This window comes from Paenibacillus sp. FSL R5-0908 (genome assembly GCF_038006245.1).
Lineage (GTDB): Bacteria > Bacillota > Bacilli > Paenibacillales > Paenibacillaceae > Paenibacillus_AQ > Paenibacillus_AQ odorifer.
In genome coordinates, this window is the sequence record NZ_JBBOUV010000001.1 from 1,757,199 (window position 1) to 1,776,326 (window position 19,128).

11 protein-coding genes are annotated in these 19,128 nt (G+C 44.6%); all 11 read left to right on the forward strand.

Annotated features, from left to right (window positions below):
• Window position 1: 1 nt before the first annotated feature.
• The 11 genes from MKZ09_RS07835 (at window position 2) to MKZ09_RS07885 (ending at window position 18,888) form a co-directional block, all read left to right on the forward strand.
• Entirely contained in the window at window positions 2-1,750 is a 1,749-nt protein-coding gene (locus tag MKZ09_RS07835) for a sensor histidine kinase (protein WP_076207805.1), read from the forward strand.
• A 6-nt stretch (window positions 1,751-1,756) separates the two neighbouring features.
• A complete protein-coding gene (locus tag MKZ09_RS07840; RefSeq protein WP_076099584.1) occupies window positions 1,757-3,379 on the forward strand; it encodes a response regulator transcription factor in 1,623 nt (540 codons plus the stop codon).
• 75 nt (window positions 3,380-3,454) lie between these two features.
• Window positions 3,455-4,417, forward strand: a complete 963-nt coding sequence (locus tag MKZ09_RS07845) for an ABC transporter permease (RefSeq protein ID WP_076207802.1) — start codon at window positions 3,455-3,457, stop codon at window positions 4,415-4,417.
• A gap of 12 nt (window positions 4,418-4,429) precedes the next feature.
• Window positions 4,430-5,308 carry a carbohydrate ABC transporter permease gene (locus tag MKZ09_RS07850; protein WP_042125254.1) on the forward strand — a complete coding sequence of 293 codons (879 nt, stop codon included), beginning with the start codon at window positions 4,430-4,432 and terminating at the stop codon, window positions 5,306-5,308.
• Between the two features lie 80 nt (window positions 5,309-5,388).
• Window positions 5,389-6,963 carry an ABC transporter substrate-binding protein gene (locus MKZ09_RS07855; protein ID WP_042125256.1) on the forward strand — a complete coding sequence of 525 codons (1,575 nt, stop codon included), beginning with the start codon at window positions 5,389-5,391 and terminating at the stop codon, window positions 6,961-6,963.
• A 122-nt stretch (window positions 6,964-7,085) separates the two neighbouring features.
• Window positions 7,086-8,801: a glycoside hydrolase family 66 protein gene (locus MKZ09_RS07860; RefSeq protein ID WP_081394392.1), complete on the forward strand. Its 1,716-nt coding sequence runs from the start codon at window positions 7,086-7,088 to the stop codon at window positions 8,799-8,801.
• 11 nt (window positions 8,802-8,812) lie between these two features.
• A complete protein-coding gene (locus MKZ09_RS07865; RefSeq protein ID WP_076107171.1) occupies window positions 8,813-10,444 on the forward strand; it encodes a glycoside hydrolase family 13 protein in 1,632 nt (543 codons plus the stop codon).
• Window positions 10,445-10,569: 125 nt separating this feature from the next.
• The gene (locus MKZ09_RS07870; RefSeq protein WP_256719303.1) at window positions 10,570-11,619 is read left to right on the forward strand and encodes a Gfo/Idh/MocA family protein; all 1,050 of its coding nucleotides are present in this window, start codon (window positions 10,570-10,572) and stop codon (window positions 11,617-11,619) included.
• A 15-nt stretch (window positions 11,620-11,634) separates the two neighbouring features.
• Window positions 11,635-12,363, forward strand: coding sequence for a ThuA domain-containing protein (locus MKZ09_RS07875; RefSeq protein ID WP_042125259.1), 729 nt, complete (start codon window positions 11,635-11,637; stop codon window positions 12,361-12,363).
• 46 nt (window positions 12,364-12,409) lie between these two features.
• Entirely contained in the window at window positions 12,410-13,528 is a 1,119-nt protein-coding gene (locus MKZ09_RS07880; RefSeq protein WP_341040784.1) for a LacI family DNA-binding transcriptional regulator, read from the forward strand.
• A 221-nt stretch (window positions 13,529-13,749) separates the two neighbouring features.
• Window positions 13,750-18,888 (forward strand): glycoside hydrolase family 66 protein, encoded by a 5,139-nt coding sequence (locus tag MKZ09_RS07885; protein ID WP_076207799.1) that lies wholly within the window; start codon window positions 13,750-13,752, stop codon window positions 18,886-18,888.
• The last annotated feature ends 240 nt before the right edge of the window (window positions 18,889-19,128 follow it).

The following is a 19,128-nucleotide window of genomic DNA, read 5'->3' on the forward strand; positions in this document are numbered from 1 at the left end:
TATGAAAAATAAGAAAAATTCGCTCGGTGTAAGGCTTATTCAACTGTTTGCTGCTATAACGATTCCGCTTCTTTCCGTTCTTTTTGCAGGGGGATACTATGCCAAGGAAAATGTATTGGCTCAGGTATCCAGATCCTATCAGAATTTGGTCAACTCAAATCTGAAAATGATGGAGAGAAGTCTCGAGGATATAACTATTAATCTGGTAGATATTGTTGATCATGACGATAATTTCCTTCAATTCAACCGTCCGGGGCTGAAAGATTCCGATTATTATTTTGCCCGTATGGGAATTATGCAAAGAAATCAAGCTTATCAGGCCTATTATCATAGCGTGGATATGTTCTATCTGTACTCCGGCGTCAATGATATGTTGACATTATCCAATGTATTAGGGAACACGGAGGAATATATGGATGAAATCAGAGCCTGGATCACGGGCAAGGTTCACAATGAAGATAAAATGGAACCACTCCGGTACAAATGGACAATAGTTAATATAGCCGGGGATTACTATATAAACCGGACAGTCGGTAATAACCTGAGCAATCCCAGTTATATCGGCGCGCTCATCCGAATCGATTCTATGCGTTCACCGCTGGGCAATCTGAACCTGCAATCAGGCGGTGATGTGCTTATTGTGGATAATGAAGGAAATATCTTAACCAGTTCTTCGAAATCGATGGGCTACGACTTCAAGCTGCCACACGAGAAGATGAATCAGAATTCTTCATTTTCTTATATGCATGATGGCCGGAAATGGTTAGTTGTGTCTAGCCAGTCATCCACCCTGGGGATCAATTTATCTGTGGTAATCCCCGATTCCGAGCTACTCCAGGGCTTGAATACATTCCAAATGATTATTAATGTACTGCCCTTCTTTATTTTGATCATTTTACTGGTTTACTTATATTATTTTCGCCGTATAGTCATTCGTCCGATTCTGGATTTGTTGGGCGGCATTCACCGCATCAGAAAAGGGTCTATGGAAGCCCAGCTTCCTTCTTCTAACTTGTTAGAGTTTCAAGCGCTGAATCAGGCCTTCAATACCATGGTTGTAGAAATACAAAATCTGAAAATTGACGTGTATGAGGAACGGCTAAATGCTCAAAAAGCGGAAATGAAGCATTTGCAAATGCAAATTAATCCTCACTTTTTTCTAAATACGCTCAATATCATTTTCCAACTCGCCGATCTGAAACGCTTTGAATTAGTAAAAAAGACAGTACGGCATCTGGTGCAGTATTTCAGATTCATGCTTCAGGTAAAGGATAACAGCATTACTTTGGAACAGGAGTTTGATCATCTCCGCAATTATCTTGAAATTCAAAAGATGCGATACCAGCAGTCTTTTGATTTTCAAATCACAATAGATGAAGACATCATCCTCGCTTCTATACCGTCCTTGATTGTACAGCCCTTTGTAGAAAATGCCATGCTTCATGGCATAAGTTTGAAAGCAGAAACATTCTATCTGGAAATTTGTGCAGTCAAGTCAGAAGAGAACACCGATACAATGATTATTGAAATCTCGGATAACGGAAGAGGTAGTACTCAACAAAAACTACAAGAGCTGAATTCACCTGATTATAGGCCAGAAACTGATGACGGCCACATTGGTATCTGGAATGTGAAACAAAGATTGGCTATGCGCTATCAGGGCAAAGCCAACATTCACTTCAGCGAAAATGAGCCGTCCGGATTCCGTGTGCGGCTTAGCCTGCCCATTGAATATATGGAAGGAGAATGATGAGAGATGCGTTTATTGATTGTAGATGATGAACAGTTCGCTGTGGAGGGGCTTCTCTACTGCTGCGAATGGAAAGCGTATGGGATTGAAGAGGTCTTGACGGCGAATAGAGCCGACAAGGCCAGGGAGATTATGAATGAACACAGAATAGAATTGCTGATTTGCGATATTGAAATGCCGGATGAAGATGGGCTTTCACTGGTTGGCTGGGTGAGGGAATATTCTCCCTGGACGGAATCGATATTTCTGACCTGTCATTCCGAATTTTCCTACGCCAAGAAAGCCGTTAACCTCGGGAGTTTTGATTATTTGCTGAAGCCTGTTGACACAGATGAGCTGTTGTCTGTCGTATCAGGTATGATAGCAGCCAACCGTGAGAAGGAAGAGTATGCGTCATACAACCAAATGTATCATAAGTATCTAAATTTATGGCAAAAAGAAAAGCCGAAGCGTGTGGAACGTTTCTGGCAGGATTTGTTGTCCCGCAGTATCCTGTCTTTTGGGGATTTTGTTGACCGGGAGCTGGCGGAGGCTGGCGTGGGGTTAAATTCTGACGATCTGGTGCTTCCTATTCTGATCAGTATTGAGGAGTGGTCTAAACCGCTCAGTCCGCGGGATCAGGAAATCATGGAATATGCCGTGAAGAAAGCTGCGGAGGAATTTTTTACAGAAGAGCATCAAGGGGAGGCCATCACAGACAAAAATGGGGTTTTGTTCATTCTGCTGTATGCCAAAGACGCGATGGGAGAACAGGCGACTAGGAAGCTCAGAATTCAGCAGCTCACGGACATAGGTAAACGTTTTATCAAAGCTTGCCGGGAGCTGTTTTACAGCATCGTAACCTGCTATGTCGGCTCATTCAAACCCCTTCAAGAGCTGCCGGGAATGTGCGAAAGCTTAAAAATCATGGAGCGTGACAATATTTCTCGCACACAATCGGTGCTTTTATACATGCCACAGGACCAGATGTTATTATCACCTAATTCGGATGATATCCTGCTCAATGATTTGATCTCTTATATGCTGAATGGCAAGCGTGAGTCCGCTGTGCAGTTTATTCATAATCTGACAGAGAAGCTGGAAGCCAATCCTTGCTTTCAGGGAAGAAATCTAGACGCCTTGCATCAGGATACCTTGCAGATTATATATCACTTCTTGCAGGTAAGAGGAATCAATGCGGGAAGCATAGTCCTGTTTACAGACTGGACAACCGCCCGCATACGGGGACTGCTTCAGTACAGGCATTGGGCAGAAGGGATTGTATCGGCGGTCATGGAGGCGGAATTCGAGCGGCAGGAAAAGGGCGGTGTAATTGAGCGGTCCATTCGCTACATCCAGCAGAATATAGAGGAAGAGATCTCCAGGGTCAGCGTCGCTGATTATGTTGGATTGAACCCGGCGTATCTCTCCAGACTGTTCAAAAAAGAGACCGGCCAGAACCTCATTGATTTCCTGATCTCAGTGAAGATGAACCGCACACGCGAGCTCTTGGATACCACGGATATGTCGGTAAGCGCGATAGCGCAGCAGGTAGGATACAGTAATTTTTCACATTTCACCAAAATGTTCCGCAAGCAGTTCGACGTCAATCCTCAGGAATATCGCAAAGTCACAAAACGATTAGACTGAGGTTATAAAAACGGCAGAGCAGTTGTTGGCATCTCCTTATAATAAAGCCATAACCCAATAAGAAGGTGTGGAACTATGGCTTCGGAAAAAGCAACACTGACACAATCTGGCATCTCGCAGCGCAAATTAAAATGGAAAACCATATGGAAGTACAGAGCCTTGATCGTTCTGGCACTGCCAGGTGTGCTGTTGATGCTGATCAATAACTATCTGCCCATGTTCGGTATTTTCTTGGCTTTCAAGGACTTGAATTATACGGCAGGGATATGGGGAAGCAAATGGATCGGACTGGACAACTTTAAGTTTCTGTTTGCTTCAAACGATGCTTGGCTGATCATTAGGAATACATTGCTGTACAACATTAGCTTTTTGCTTATCAATACGATATTGGCAGTGATGCTGGCCCTTCTCCTCAACGAGGTCAAGAATAAATTTGCCTCCAAATTCTTTCAGAGCACAGTGATCCTGCCTAACTTTATTTCCATGGTCATTGTCGGCTACATCGTTTATGGATTTTTAAATCCGGAACTGGGGTTCATCAATAAATTTATTCTGGAGCCCTTCGGGATAGATCCTAGAAACTGGTATGCGGAAGCGCAGCATTGGCCTTATATTTTGACCATTGTCAACACCTGGAAGGGTGTGGGCTACTCGGCCGTAGTTTACCTCGCAGCCATTGTCGGGATAGACTCTGAATATTATGAAGCAGCCGTCATTGATGGAGCCAGCCGCTGGAAGCAAATGACGAAAATTACGATTCCGCTGATTGCTCCGATCATTATCATCATGACATTGCTGGCGATTGGCCGGATTTTCAACGCCGATTTCGGTCTGTTCTATCAGGCAACCATGGCATCCGGGATGATCAAAGAGACAACTGATGTTATCGATACCTATGTATACAGGGCGTTAATGGTTACCGGCGATACGGGACTCGCCTCCTCGGCAGGGCTGCTGCAGTCTGTTGTTGGTTTTACACTTGTCATTACCGTCAACCTGATTGTCCGTAAATTCAGCAAAGAAAATGCTTTGTTCTAAAAGGAGAAAACCATGGAAAAAAAACGAACTAATCCCTTTATCATTATTTTCCTGTCTTTGTTTAGCCTTGCCTGCTTGATCCCGTTTTGGCTTGTATTCATGATCTCGGTTGCTGATGAAGACTGGGTAACTGTTAATGGATACAGCTTCTGGCCCGGCAAATTCAGTCTTGTCGCTTATCAGTATTTGTTTGAAGATGCCGAAAAAATATTGCGGGCTTATGGCGTTTCTGCCTCGGTAACGTTGATTGGTGTTGTCATCAGTTTGTTTGTGACTTCGGCAATGGCCTATGCGCTGTCGCGGAAAGAGTTTCCGCTCAGGGGGGCGCTGAGCTTCTACATCCTGATTACGATGTTGTTCTCGGGAGGCTTGCTGCCCTGGTATCTTATCTACACCCGGTTCTTGCATGTTCAGGATACGTTGATGGCCCTTATTATTCCGGGTTTGATCGGCGGCTTCAACGTTATCATCATGCGGACATTCTTCACGAACAGTATACCGCCTTCACTGATTGATTCTTCCCAGATAGATGGTGCAGGTGAATTCCGGACATACTTCAGCATTATTCTGCCGCTGTCCTTGCCTGTAATGGCTACAATTGGACTATTCACCACCGTATCCTACTGGAACGACTGGTTTACAAGCCTGGTCTTCATCCAGAATGAGAAACTGTTCTCTCTGCAATATCTATTGACCAAAACCTTAATGAACGCTTCGTTCCTGCAGACGATTGCGAATAAGGCTTATAGTTCCACCGCACAGGTCACAACACCGCTGGAATCCATTCGGATGGCGATGGCGATGATTGCAATCGGACCGTTGGTGCTGGTATTCCCTTTCCTGCAGAAGTATTTCGTAAAAGGTCTTACCGTAGGCGCTGTGAAAGGCTGATCCCAGCATAATGCTGGATTAGTATATGCAAGTAAAGGATTTAAAGAAAAACAGAAGTATTCCAGGGAGGTCTACTATTTATGAAGTGGTTGAAAAAGAGTTCTGTTGTACTGACATCGTTGGTGCTGACTTCAGTTGTGGCAACCGGCTGTGGCGGAAATAATGCTGCGAATTCTCCGGCGGGCACAGCTCAGCCGGAGGGGACGGCCAGCTCCGAATTGAAGCCTTACGAAGTCGTAATGGTATTCCCCGATGCGCCTCAGAATGACAATCAGCTGGTACAGGATGCAATGAATGATTATCTGAAAAAAACATATCCGGAAATGAACATGACGGTCAAATTGAATCCCATCGACTGGGGCGCATGGAGCGATAAAACAAACCTGATGATGGCCTCCGGAGATAAAATGGATCTGCTGTTTACAGCGGATTGGCTCGGATTCCAGCAACAGGTGACAAAGGGCGGCTTGCTGCCGCTTGATGATTTGCTCGCCAAATACGGCCCGGATATCGAAGCTGTTGAGAAGGATTATCATGATCCGGCTAAACGCGGCGGCAAGCTGTACGGTATCCATACCCACCAAGAGCTGGGCGGCACACAAGGGGTTTATTTGAACAAAGAGTTGGTGGACAAATACAACTTTGATCTCAGTGTCTTGAAGTCCGGAAAGGTCGAAGATCTGGAACCGATGCTGCAGACAATCAAGGAGAACGAACCGGGGATTACGCCCTTGGTAGCGCCAAGCTTCCCGCTTGAAGCTTACTATTCATCTACGAATCTAGATTCCATTGCAAGCATTGCGGTTATTAACACCGTGGGAACAGCAAAAGATGACTATACTGTAATCAACTCGTTCACTACTCCACGTTATATGGAGCTTGCCAAGCTGACCAACAAATGGTACAAGGCGGGGTATATTAACAAGGACGCACTGACACCAGGTCTGGATGCCTGGAAAAAAATTCAAGCAGGTAAAGGATTTGCATTTGTTACTGACATGGATATTATCGCTGATATGGAGATTGGCAAAGCTGCCGTTTCACCGAATGGTTCGATTAAAGCGGGCCGCGAGATGCTGCAGATTCCGCTCAATATTGACCGTCTGCAGACCGGAAAAATGACGGCAACCATGTATGCGATTTCAAAAAGCTCTGAAGATCCGGAACGCGCCATGATGCTGCTTAATCTTTTCTATAAGGACAAGGAGCTTCTGACCCTTTTCAACTTTGGTATTGAAGGAACACATTATGTGCTTAAAGACGGACAAATTGCGCTGCCGGAAGGCAAAACTACAGAAAATGTCGGCTACTACCATGATATTATGTGGCAAGTGGGCAATCAAATGCTTAACTATACACGTGTAGGCGAAGACCCGAATAAATACCAGAACTATGAGAAATTCAACGAACAGATTACCGCAAACCCTTCGCGGATTTTTGGATTTATCTTTGATCCGGAGCCGGTCAAAAATGAACTAATCTCGATCGACAACGCAAATAAAACCTTTGTTGACGGGTTGAAGTCCGGCCAACTCGATCCGGAAGAAGCTCTTCCTAAGATGCTGGAAAAACAAAAAGCAGCGGGATCAGACAAAGTAATTGCGGAAGCGCAAAAGCAGTTGGATGCTTGGCTGGCTGAAAACGGCAAGAAATAAGCAGAGTGTGATCAATAATTTCATTTGTTAAACGGATCTGACGGACAAAAGGGGCATAATGCGTTAGTTATGCCCCTTTTGATTGTAATGGATCATACAGCGAAGAGGAGTGGAGTATTCATATGGAATATTCGATGCTGACTTATATAGATATGTATCCCGATCAAGCCCAGTACAAATCCGGCCAAGCAGGCAGTATTATAGTCGAGCTGGAGACCCAAGAGGATAGGGTTCTGGAACTGGTTGTTGAGTTCTACAAATTAGAAAAGCAGGTTGCTGAAGAAACATTTGAGATCAGCCTGGAAAAAGGATTGAGACAAATTGCGCGCATTCCCCTGTTCACTGAAGATACCGAGTGGGCTGGGTACGGGGTCAAGGCTACAGTTTTTTACGATAAATTTGCAGTGTCAACAGCTTATACTTCGTACGATATTGCCGATCATTGGAGTCGGGCGCCTCGGTATGGATTCTTAAGCGATTTTCGCAAGGAAGAATCCGAAGAATTACGTGACGTCGAAAGTATGAACAAATTCCATTTGAATGTTATACAGTTCTATGATTGGATGTACCGACATGATGATCTTGTACCGCATCAAGATGAATTTCTCGATCCGATGGGTCGAATGATGTCCTATAAAGTTGTTCGTGAAAAATTGGCAGCCTTGCACGATAAAGGGATGGCGGCCTTGGCCTATGGGGCTGTATACGCGAGCCTTAAGGACTTTTTACAAGCACGGCCGGAATGGGGGCTTTATAATCGCCAAGGTGAGCCGTTTCAATTAATAGACTTATTTTATATTATGGACATTACACCAGGGTCCCCTTGGACTGATCATATTGTTGAACAATTCCGTCAAGCAGTAAAGGTAGGATTTGATGGAATTCATATGGATCAATACGGTTTTCCAAAGAAAGGGATACGTAGGGTCGAAGGAAGGGAAGAATTGGTTGATCTGGCGGAATGTTATCCGGCGCTTATTGATCGAACCAGCGCGGCAGTGAAGGAAATAAAAGCAGAGGCTGGGGTCATATTCAATAATGTGGGTAATTACCCCATTAGCAAAACGGCATCTTCAGATCAGGAAGCACTTTATATTGAAGTATGGCCGCCAATAGTCCGATTGCGTGAGCTTAAAGGACTTATCGATAATGCAAGATCATTGGATAAAGACAAGCCGATTATCCTCTCCGCTTATCTTCCCTCTTTTTACCCGAAAGCTGGACATGACAAGGAATGGGCTGAGAACGGGGCGCTACTAACGATGGCATCTATATTTGCTAGTGGTGGATATCATCTCTTATTAGGTGAGGATAATGGAATGCTGACGATGCCTTACTATCCCGATTATGCAGTGATGCGGCCTGAATTTGTCGTTGAGGTGAGACGCTACTATGATTTCATAGTGCGGTTTGGTACTTTGATACACAATACGCAATTGGAAGATGTGTCTTACACCTATACAGCAGGGGTTAATACCGAAATCACCTTCGAAGGCAGAGTGCCATTTGCACCGAATGGAGATATTGGCTCCGTATGGACCATCATTAAACGGATGCAAGGTTATCACATCTTACAGCTAATTAACCTTGTTGGCATTGAGGATGATTATTGGGAGCATGGCAAGAAAAAGCGTCCTGAAACTCAAGATGGAGTTGTCTGCACATTGCTGATTGAACAGCCGATTGAGTGCATCTTCACAGCCAGCCCTGATGATCATAACCAAGAAGTATGTTTTTTGGATTATGAAATTGTACCTCATGGACAAGGGCTAGCTGCCAGATTTACTCTACCGTCTCTGGAGGTTTGGTCCATGGTTGTAGTGAAATTAAGCGAATAGGAGTGCGTGATATGAATAATACAAGATGGTGGCAGACAGCTGTTATATATCAGATTTATCCTAGAAGTTTTCAAGACACGAACGGGGATGGAATCGGCGATCTCAGGGGAATTATCAACAGACTTGACTATCTCAAGCAACTCGGCATAACTGCAATATGGCTTAGTCCTGTATACAAATCACCCAATGACGATAACGGCTATGATATCAGCGACTACCAGGATATTATGACCGAATTCGGAACCATGGAGGATATGGATGATTTAATCGAAAGAGCCAAGCTACATAACATTCGAATTATTATGGATTTGGTTGTTAATCACACCTCCGATGAGCATCCCTGGTTCGTTGAAGCAAGTAAGGGAAAGGACAATCCCTATAGAGATTATTATATCTGGCGGGATCCTGTAGATGGCGGCGTTCCCAATTCCCTGCGTTCGACATTTAGCGGATCAGCTTGGGAATTCGACGAAGCGAGCGGTCAATATTATTTGCACTTGTTCAGCCGCAGACAGCCTGATTTGAACTGGGAGAACAGTAAAGTCCGGCAAGAGGTATGGGACATGATGAATTTCTGGCTGGATAAAGGCGTTGGCGGATTCCGCATGGATGTGATTGATCTGGTCGGGAAAATACCGGATCAGGAAATTACAGGAAATGGTCCGAAGCTTCATGAATATCTACAAGAAATGAACCGGGAGACATTCGGAAAGCATGATGTTCTGACTGTAGGAGAGACTTGGGGAGCGACTCCAGAAGTGGCGAAGCTATACTCCAATCCGGACCGTAAAGAGCTGTCGATGGTATTCCAATTTGAACATATTGGTCTGGATCAGCAGGATTGGGGAGAAAAGTGGGATCTAAAGCCCTTAGCTGTAAGCGAATTAAAACGGGTACTGGCGAAATGGCAAACTGAATTGGGAAACGAGGGCTGGAACAGTCTGTTCTGGAACAATCATGATTTGCCGAGAATTGTGTCCCGTTGGGGAGACGACAAGCAATATCGAGTAGAGAGCGCAAAGATGTTCGCGATTCTTCTACATTTGATGAAGGGTACACCTTACATTTATCAAGGTGAAGAGCTCGGGATGACCAATTATCCGATTCAGGATATCAGCGAAGCGCAAGATATTGAGACCATTAATATGTACCATGAACGGATTGCCCAAGGGTACAGCAAAGAAGATATTATTAATTCCATTAATGTGAAGGGAAGAGATAATGGCCGAACCCCGATTCAGTGGGATTGTAGTCCTAACGGAGGATTTACAACAGGAGAGCCATGGTTACATGTGAATCCGAATTATACGGAAATTAATATGGAAGCAAATCTGAAGAATCCAGATTCAGTTTTTCACTGCTACCGTAAATTGATTGAACTAAGGAAGAATAACCCAATCGTTGTATGGGGTGACTTTGAACTAGTGGCGGGCGTGCCGGATCAAGTATTTATGTATCTCCGCAGGTATGAAGAACAGACCTGGTTAATAGCGGCCAATTTTAGTGGAGAAATAACGAAGCTGGAATTACCAGAGCTGGGGCCGGTCAAAGAAATGATTATTTGCAATTATTCTAGAGATAACGTGGAATTTAAGCAACTACAATTACAGCCTTATGAGGCATTTGCTGTCAAACTCGCGTAGGTTAACTTGCCCGGTTTAGGTTTTTGGTATTGCTGTCTTCATAATTAAATTCTTCTATATATAGAAGAATTTCGTTAATAGCATGAAACAGAGGTGGAAGATTTTTTTTGAGAAAGGATAGGGTGGTGAAATTGGCAAAGCTGAAAATTGGTGTAATTGGTTTAGGTGGAATAGCAGACATGCATATTTCCGGTCTGTTGGCGAATGAAGAGGCGATCCTATGGGCGATTTGTGATTGCAAGGAAGAGGTACTAGCGAGAAGGGGAGAACAATTTAATATCCCGGAAGCGCGAAGATATTTGAATTACAAAGAAATGTTATCGGACCCAGAACTTGAAGCAGTGACGATCGCTACGCCGAATTATAACCATTTTGAAATAGCCTGTGAGGCAATCAAGCATCGTAAGCCGTTTGCCCTAGAGAAGCCGGTGACTCTCGATGTACAGGAAGCTGCCGCGTTGCGTGATCTGCTGGCTGAGGCTCATCTACCGCATATGATTTGTTTCAGTTATCGGTACAAATCGGCAGTAAGATATGCGAAATGGTTAATCAATCAGGGCAAAATAGGAGAGATCAAGCATGTCTACGGTCAGTATTTACAAGGCTGGGGGCTTAACGAGCGGCTTCCGCTAGTCTGGAGATTCAGAAAGAAGCTGTCCGGTTCAGGCGCGCTTGGAGATTTAGGTTCGCATTTGCTCGACCTTCAACGTTTTCTTGTGGGCAATGTAGAACGGGTGATGGCAGATGCCGATACGATTATCAAGGATCGCACCCTACTTGAAGACGATGGCATGGGCGAGGTGGATGTTGATGATTTCTGTCATGTGCTGGCTCGGCTTGAAGGGGGAGCCTCGTCCACGATGGCCATTTCGAGATTCGCATTCGGGCGGGGAAACTTTCAGCAAGTGGAAATTTTCGGCGATCGGGGAGCGATTCTTTATAACCTGGAAGAAGAGGATGTACTATATGTTAAGTCTTCTGAGGATGGCGGCGAGGTCTTCATAAAAGTAGATATTCCTGAAGAATTTCATGTGGATCAAATGACATCTTTTATTAATCTGGTTAATGGACAGGGCGACGGATGCGACGCCAATATGGAAGACGGATATATAAACCAACATGCCATTGATTCAATTATTGTCTCATTAACTGAACAACGGTGGATTTCAATATAACGGGGAGGGCATATCATGTCTAAAATCAAAATTACAGTATGGAACGAGTACCGCCATGAAAGACACAACGAAGAAGTTAAAGCTATATATCCAGATGGTATTCATATGGCACTTGCCAACTATTTGAACACACAAGAAGATATGGAAGCAAAAACAGCGGTTCTGGATGATCCCGAACACGGATTAACTGATGAGGTGCTAGAACAAACAGATGTATTGTTATGGTGGGGGCATTTAGCCCATGATGAGGTTAGTGACGAAATTGTGGAAAAGGTACGTCAAAAGGTGCTAAATGGCATGGGATTAATCGTTCTCCACTCTGGACATAACTCCAAAATATTTCAATCTTTAATGGGTACCAATACTGGTGCTCTGAAATGGCGTGATGAAGGTGAGAAGGAGCGAATCTGGGTCATTGAGCCGGGACACCCGATTGCCAAGGGCCTTGGAGAGTATATTGAAATTAACAAGGAAGAAATGTATGGTGAACGTTTTGAGATTCCGGCGCCGGATGAGCTTATTTTTATTTCCTGGTTCGAAGGTGGAGAGGTGTTCCGTAGCGGATGCTGCTACAAGCGAGGACAAGGCAATATCTTTTACTTCAGACCAGGGCATGAGACTTTCCCGGTATACCACCAGCCTGAGGTACTTCAAGTCATTAGTAACAGCATTCGTTGGGCGGCAAAAGATGAACTTCCTAAAGTTTCTTACGGACGTGTAGCCCCGTTGGAACTTATTCCTTAAAGCGTGAACAATGGTCACCATATCATGATTATTTTGTGTCAAGACTTTGCTCTCCCTTGATAAGGAGGGCGAGTCGTTTGTTATTGAGATTAAGGGCTCAGAGGATGCAAACGTTTATTTTATAGTTAAATGCATTCGCAAGAAGGAGGAAAGTGTCATTACTCCAACAATTAAAGATGTGGCTAAGGCAGCCAATGTTTCAGTATGTACAGTATCAAGGGTTATTCATAATCTAGAAGGTTACTCTCATAATACTAAGCTCAATGTACTTCAGGCTCTGGAAGAACTGGGTTATTATCCTAACGGAGTAGCTAGAGGACTCATTAATAAACAAACAAGAACTTTAGGAGTGCTTTTCCCCAGCGTAGCAAGTGATTTTTTTTGTGGTATTCTTCATGGGATTGAAAAGGCTGCCTATGATAAGGATTATATGGTCATTGTTTGCAATACTGGTGAGGATGGCAAAAGAACAAAAAACTGTCTGGAGATGCTCCAGGAAAAACAAGTGGACGGAGTAATATTTACAAGCGAAGTTTTGAAGGATGAATATTATCTTCAATTACGACAGAAGAAAACTCCCTTAGTGCTCGTCAATGCATATTCTTCAAAGTACACCATCCCTTTTGTAAAAGTAGATGATAAACTTGCTGCCTATCAAGCTACTTCCTATTTAATCAATAAAGGGCACTATAATATTGCTATGATTGCTGGAACGCCATCTGATATGATAGCGGGAATTCCTCGTGTGGAAGGTTACCGGCAAGCGCTCGAGGAACAAGGATTTATATTTAACGAGGCCAGAATAGCTTACGGAGATTTTCATATGGAAAGTGGCCGTGTGGCTATGGAAAAACTATTGAGTGAAGCCCCGCCGTTTACTGCAGTATTTGCAGCTAGTGATGAAATGGCAATTGGAGCCATGGGAAAGGCCTTTGAGAAAGGGTTGAAAATACCAGAGGATCTTTCTATGATTGGCTACGATGATTTGATGTTATCAAAAATTATATCTCCTCCTTTAACAACAGTACATCAATCGTTGGATCAAATGGGGCGATTGGCGGTGGAAAAGTTATTATCTATGATAGAGAAACCTCTGGAATTACCAAACAGCACTCTCATGAATCATTATATTGTTGAGCGGGAAACAGTGCGTACAATAATTTGATTTTTATATTATTTATTGGGTAAACGTTTACATTCATTTCAGAGACATTCAGACGATGTGACATAAAGTTGTTTTCTAAATATAAATCTCGTCAAAATATAGTTTTTTATACTACGGTTGATCTAATTGCTGACGGAAAGACACTTGCTTCATAAACAATATAGAAGTAGGACTGGGCAATGTGTCCTATTCTAAATAAATCACAAGATGGAGGAAATATAATGGTGAACAAGAAGAAGCCTTACATTGCATTACTCACACTTATCCTTTCGGCGCAGTTAGCACTCCCTCTGTCTGCGGGTCCGCTGGGACCATCAACGGTGCATGCAGACAATGAGAGTGGGAGCACATTAAGCAATCAGTCAATTTTGAAAGCGATTACATACCTTGGGGTCAGTAAAGCTCGTTATTCCCCAGGTGAAGAGGCCGAACTTATCCTCAAATTGAAGGATGACGAACAGTGGCAGGGAAAGCTGAACGTTGAGATCTACAACCTGAATACGCTGATCGCCAAAGGGAGTAAACCGATTACCGTCTTGAAAGGACAAGGTGACTTGTCGATTAAATGGAAGACCCCTGATGATGATTTTACCGGTTATCTGGTAAAAGCGTGGGTAAGCGGAGCAGCTGATCATGATTATGTTACGGCGGCTATAGATGTTTCAAGTGACTGGAAGAGATACCCGAGATACGGGTACACAAGTGAATTCAGCAGTGAGACTGCAGCGCAGAGTGATGCCAAACTAAAACAGTTGTCACAAGATTATTATCTTAATGGTTATCAATTTTATGACTGGATGTGGAGACACGATGTGTCCGTTTACTCCAAAACTGATGCAGATGGTAAACCGCTAAAGGACAGTGAAGGAAATTTTGTCGATGAGGAGATCAACGCTGATACTCATTATCTGGATCTGTTAAACCGGGAATTGTATCCGCTTACGATTAAACAGCAGGTAGAGGCTGCCCAGAAATACGGCTCAGCGGCAATGGCTTATGAGATGAACTATGCGGCTCGGGAAAATTATGAAGACTATGGCGTTAGTCCGGAGTGGGGGCTTTATGGCAGTGAAAATATTGATAAAACCAATCCGCAGCAGAGCCAAAACGGTTATCACTTCGATTTCAACGGTAAAGAAACAGCCCTCTATCTTCAGGATCCTGGGAATGTAGAGTGGCAGAATTATATTACCAAACAGTTTGACCGTGCTGTAAATGTCTTTGGATTTGACGGCATCCATCTGGACCAATGGGGAGCCAATGATAATAGTCATCTCTATGATTACAATGGAAATAAACGCTATTATTCCCTGGATTATGACAAGCTGATAAACTCGGTTAAAAAATCACTGGTAGAAAATAATCCGGCAAAAAGTGATGTCACATTCAACATGGTGGGAGGGAATTTAGATTACAGTGCTGTGCCAGATCCGGATACAAAGACGGACTTTGATTACAGCGAAATATGGCATGACCGTAATCAGTACAGTGATCTTCAGAAGGTAGTGGAGGATACACGGGCGAAAAACGGCGGCAAGGCAATGGTAATTGCGGGTTATATGAATATGAAAGAGGCTACAGGTGTGAAAACACGTGGAACGGAAGCCGAGGATGTTCCTGCTGCTGTAAATTATCAATCCCGGATCTCCAAAGTTCAGGACAGCTGGGTAGGGAATTTCGGTCGCAAGGATACGGATGCGGTTACATTTACGGTTAATGCGCCTGCCACCGGTATGTATAAGCTTCTTCTCCATTATGGACAGGGTAACGACTCAGGTTACCCTGAAGGAAAGCTTACTGTTAACAATGAAATTGCGGCTGCTGCAATTCCATTCAGTGCTAACACCGGTTGGGGGAATCCTTCGGCGACAGCCGAAGTGACGGCAACGCTGAAGGAAGGTAACAATACGGTTAAGCTTACACTGAATACGAACAGTTTGTGGCTTAATCTGCATAGTCTCGAGGTACAAGGACAAGACATTAAGCAATCTTACGATGCAGTGGATGCAAAACTCGATACCGTAAAGGTGGACCAGTACAGCCATGTTTACTATTTTGATACCAAAAATGATTATGTGACATTCCATGTACAGGTTCCTACTGAGGGTAACTACCCGCTCGGATTTAGTTACGCTTCCGATTGGCAGGAAGTCAGCCGTACACTCATGGTCAACAATTTATCCCAAGGCGAAGTTTCTTTCCTTGGACAGGGAGACTGGACAAAGTTTGCCCGCAAGGAGAATATGGCAAGCGTCTATCTGAATGCAGGCGTCAACACGATTACACTGAAGGCTCCCAAAGATGACTTGGGTATTAAGTTACGCTATATGACCCTTAATGGACAGCGATATGAAGCAGCTGAAGCTGAACTGCCGCAGACCAACAGCGTTACTTTCACGGAGAGCAAAACTGACAATTTCGGCCAAAGCGGCCAGACGGTAACATACTCGGTGTATGCCGAACAGCAGCTGAACACGTTGACGGTTATGTACCATGGAGGCAACAGTCCGGTTATGTCGGTGCTTGTTGATGGAGAGCCTGCTCCGGATGCCCAGAATATAACTTTTGCTAAGACGCCGGGAGAATGGGATGGTCCTATGCAAGCAAAAGAGTTGTTCGTAAACATTCCGCCCGGGAAGCACAAGATTACACTGAAGATGGAATCCTCCGGACAGTATATTAATGTTGGCGGGATTGTCGCCGGTGATTATGAATACAGTACAGGCGACGCAGAAATGAAGAATGGTGTAGTTGCGGTTGTCGGTTATGTCTCGGAGTTCAACAATGAGAATGACCGGATAGTATTCAATGTAAATGCGGTTGAAGCTGGACTGTATACACTCGGTTGGGTCTATCAGAATAATGGAGCAGCAACAGTCAGCCGCAGCGTGTATTCAGGCGATCCTGCAGGAACCTTGGCATCTTTTGCACCAATGTCAGGCAGCCAATGGGGGGAAACAGTCCAAACCGGAATTTCCCTGGTTCAAGGGTGGAATCAGATTGTGATTCAAATGACGGAAGGGACAGACAGCGGTATCAAAGTGGACAAACTGAAAGTAACCAGTGATGGGCCGGAAGCAATAACCAGAATGTACGAAGCGGAATCCACTCAGGAGAAAAATGATTCGGCCTTCTCCCTTTATAAGGATACGGTACTCAACTTCAGCGAGGTAGGACAGCAGGTTACTTATCCGATATCCATTCCTCAATCGGGAGAACAAAGCCTGATCTTTACGTACTCCAATGCCGGAGAGTATACAAACCGCTCCCTTTATATTGATGGCGTACGGGCGAAGGACAGCAATGGCAATGATCTTGACGTTGCATTTAACGGCACAGGCAGTCTGGACGATTATTCCGAAGAGGCCTATGTGATTGTACCGTATATGGAAGAAGGTAACCACAAGATCACGCTGAAAATGGAAGAGGATGACACAGCAGGCATGATCCAACTCCGGGGTGTGACTGCAGGCTATTTCAACGAGCCGTCCGTTCGGTTAATGGACGCTGCGCTCTCAGTTATGGGGGCAACTCATATTGAACTCGGAACGGCAGATCATATCGCTGAAGGGCCCAATATGCTTGCCAACGAGTATTATCCGAACCGCAGTAAAAAGGTGAATCAGAGCACCAAGACAATAATGAAGGATTATTACAAATTCTTTGCCGCGTATGAAAATCTCTTGTATGACAGCCAGGCAGTCAATGATAGAGAGATTGCTGTCAAAGATACCGCGGGACAGCAGGTTGAGCTGAGCCGAGACGGTTCAGAAAATACGCTATGGTACACTGTTCGATCTGACAATAAGAACGAACGTTATCAATCCTATGATGTAGTCCATCTGGTGAACCTGCTGAACAATGACTCTAACTGGAGAAATTCAGCCAATGAGCCGGATGTGCAGCACAATTTGCAAGTGACTTATCCGGTTCGCCTGTCTGCTCAAGATGCTTCTGGACTCAAGGTTTTTGCGGCAACCCCTGATCTAAACGGGGGAACGATGCAGGAATTGGATTACACTTGGGATGGAGATCAGATTGTGTTGAATGTTCCAAGCGTCGAATACTGGACGATGCTTGTGGTGGATTATCAACCGCGGCAGTCAGAGGTTCAGAAGCTGTTCCCAGATGAAGGGAACGAACCTTCACCAACACCAGAACCTTCACCAACACCAGAACCTTCACCAACGCCAACAAATCCGGCAAAGCCAGGAACTTCGGCAGATGCAGCGCCGGTAGCGACTGCGGTGCAGATGGGTGAAACACGGATGATCTCCGAGCAAGAGCTGAAATCCGCTCAAGGTGAAACTGTTGATATTGTAATAAATGAGCAGATAAAATCCATACTGCTACCGCTAAATGCTGGAGAATTAATTGGCTCACGCAATTTGGTCATCCAAACAGATGGACTCTCAATGATTTGGAAGGCAGACAAGCTGAAGGAGATTGCCGCGGCAGATTCTAGCGGTAAAGGGGCTTATCTTGAGCTGAGAATAGGCAAGGCGGGGGCTCCGTCTAACGGTGTTTTGAGCCCTTCTCAGGAGTATACTCTGAAAAGCAAGGTGTACACACTCGTGTTAGGAATCAAAGATAAAAACGGAAAAAGCCTAGCGACGCCGGGATTGAGTCTGCAAGCGACTGTGAAACTAGAGGTAACGAATGCTAAGCTTAAGGGGAAATTGTTGGGGCTCTACATCATAGAACAGGGAGATGGGCTATATAGGTACGCAGGGGGAGTATTTGATTCTTCTGCCGGCACCCTGCAGGCCCAACTGAACAATCAAGGTGAGTTCGCTGTTTATGAGAGGTTGAAAACATTCTCCGATGTGCCTAGTACCCATTGGGCTTACGAAGCAATATCTTCACTGGTGGCCAAACACGTCGTTACTGGCAGGACAGCGAATCATTATTCTCCATCCGTAAGCATTACACGGGCGGAAGTTACAGTTATGCTGGTGCGTGCGCTGGGTCTTCAGACTAGCGGAGACAAGGCTGTATTTGCAGACGTGCCTGACTCCTCGTGGTACGCGGCGGAGTTATCAGCCGCTTACAGCAACGGACTAATTCATGGTCGGACGGCGGAGAAATTCTCACCTGATGCACCTGTCACACGCCAGGAATTGGCGGTCTTGCTTTTACGGGCGTATCAATATGCCGGAGGACAGGCTGCAGGCAATATTACTGCTGAGTATTCTGATGCTTCAGATATTGCTGAATGGGCTCGGCTGGCGGTACGTCTCGCAACTTCATCTGGATTGTTTGTAGGAAATACAGACGGTCAGTTTTCTCCTCTGAACCCAAGCACCCGTGCAGAGATTGCACAAGCAATTGATCGGATGCTGAATCTGATAAACCGATAGATTCTATTAATTTAAAGAAGCGGCAGAAATTGTTGCTGCTTCTTTTTTACTAGCTGTTCTGTTTAAAGATTCATTTACTTGTGGTCGCTTTTTACTAGCCCTCAGGTCATACGGACAAGGTATGGAGTATCATAGTGCTGCTGACAATTCAGGTCTAGGAGGCCGCTTTGAAGAAAAGATGCTTGAATTGCAGGCACCTTTTCAGAAGATCAGGGATCGCTTACTCGCCGCGATGATAGG

What these genes read in the sequence shown, in the direction of transcription:
- MKZ09_RS07850 (WP_042125254.1), top strand. Translation starts at nt 4,430, where the DNA reads ATGGAAAAAAAACGAACTAATCCCTTTATCATTATTTTCCTGTCTTTG.
- MKZ09_RS07860 (WP_081394392.1), top strand. Translation starts at nt 7,086, where the DNA reads ATGGAATATTCGATGCTGACTTATATAGATATGTATCCCGATCAAGCC.
- MKZ09_RS07845 (WP_076207802.1), top strand. Translation starts at nt 3,455, where the DNA reads ATGGCTTCGGAAAAAGCAACACTGACACAATCTGGCATCTCGCAGCGC.
- MKZ09_RS07865 (WP_076107171.1), top strand. Translation starts at nt 8,813, where the DNA reads ATGAATAATACAAGATGGTGGCAGACAGCTGTTATATATCAGATTTAT.
- MKZ09_RS07835 (WP_076207805.1), top strand. Translation starts at nt 2, where the DNA reads ATGAAAAATAAGAAAAATTCGCTCGGTGTAAGGCTTATTCAACTGTTT.
- MKZ09_RS07885 (WP_076207799.1), top strand. Translation starts at nt 13,750, where the DNA reads ATGGTGAACAAGAAGAAGCCTTACATTGCATTACTCACACTTATCCTT.
- MKZ09_RS07875 (WP_042125259.1), top strand. Translation starts at nt 11,635, where the DNA reads ATGTCTAAAATCAAAATTACAGTATGGAACGAGTACCGCCATGAAAGA.
- MKZ09_RS07840 (WP_076099584.1), top strand. Translation starts at nt 1,757, where the DNA reads ATGCGTTTATTGATTGTAGATGATGAACAGTTCGCTGTGGAGGGGCTT.
- MKZ09_RS07855 (WP_042125256.1), top strand. Translation starts at nt 5,389, where the DNA reads ATGAAGTGGTTGAAAAAGAGTTCTGTTGTACTGACATCGTTGGTGCTG.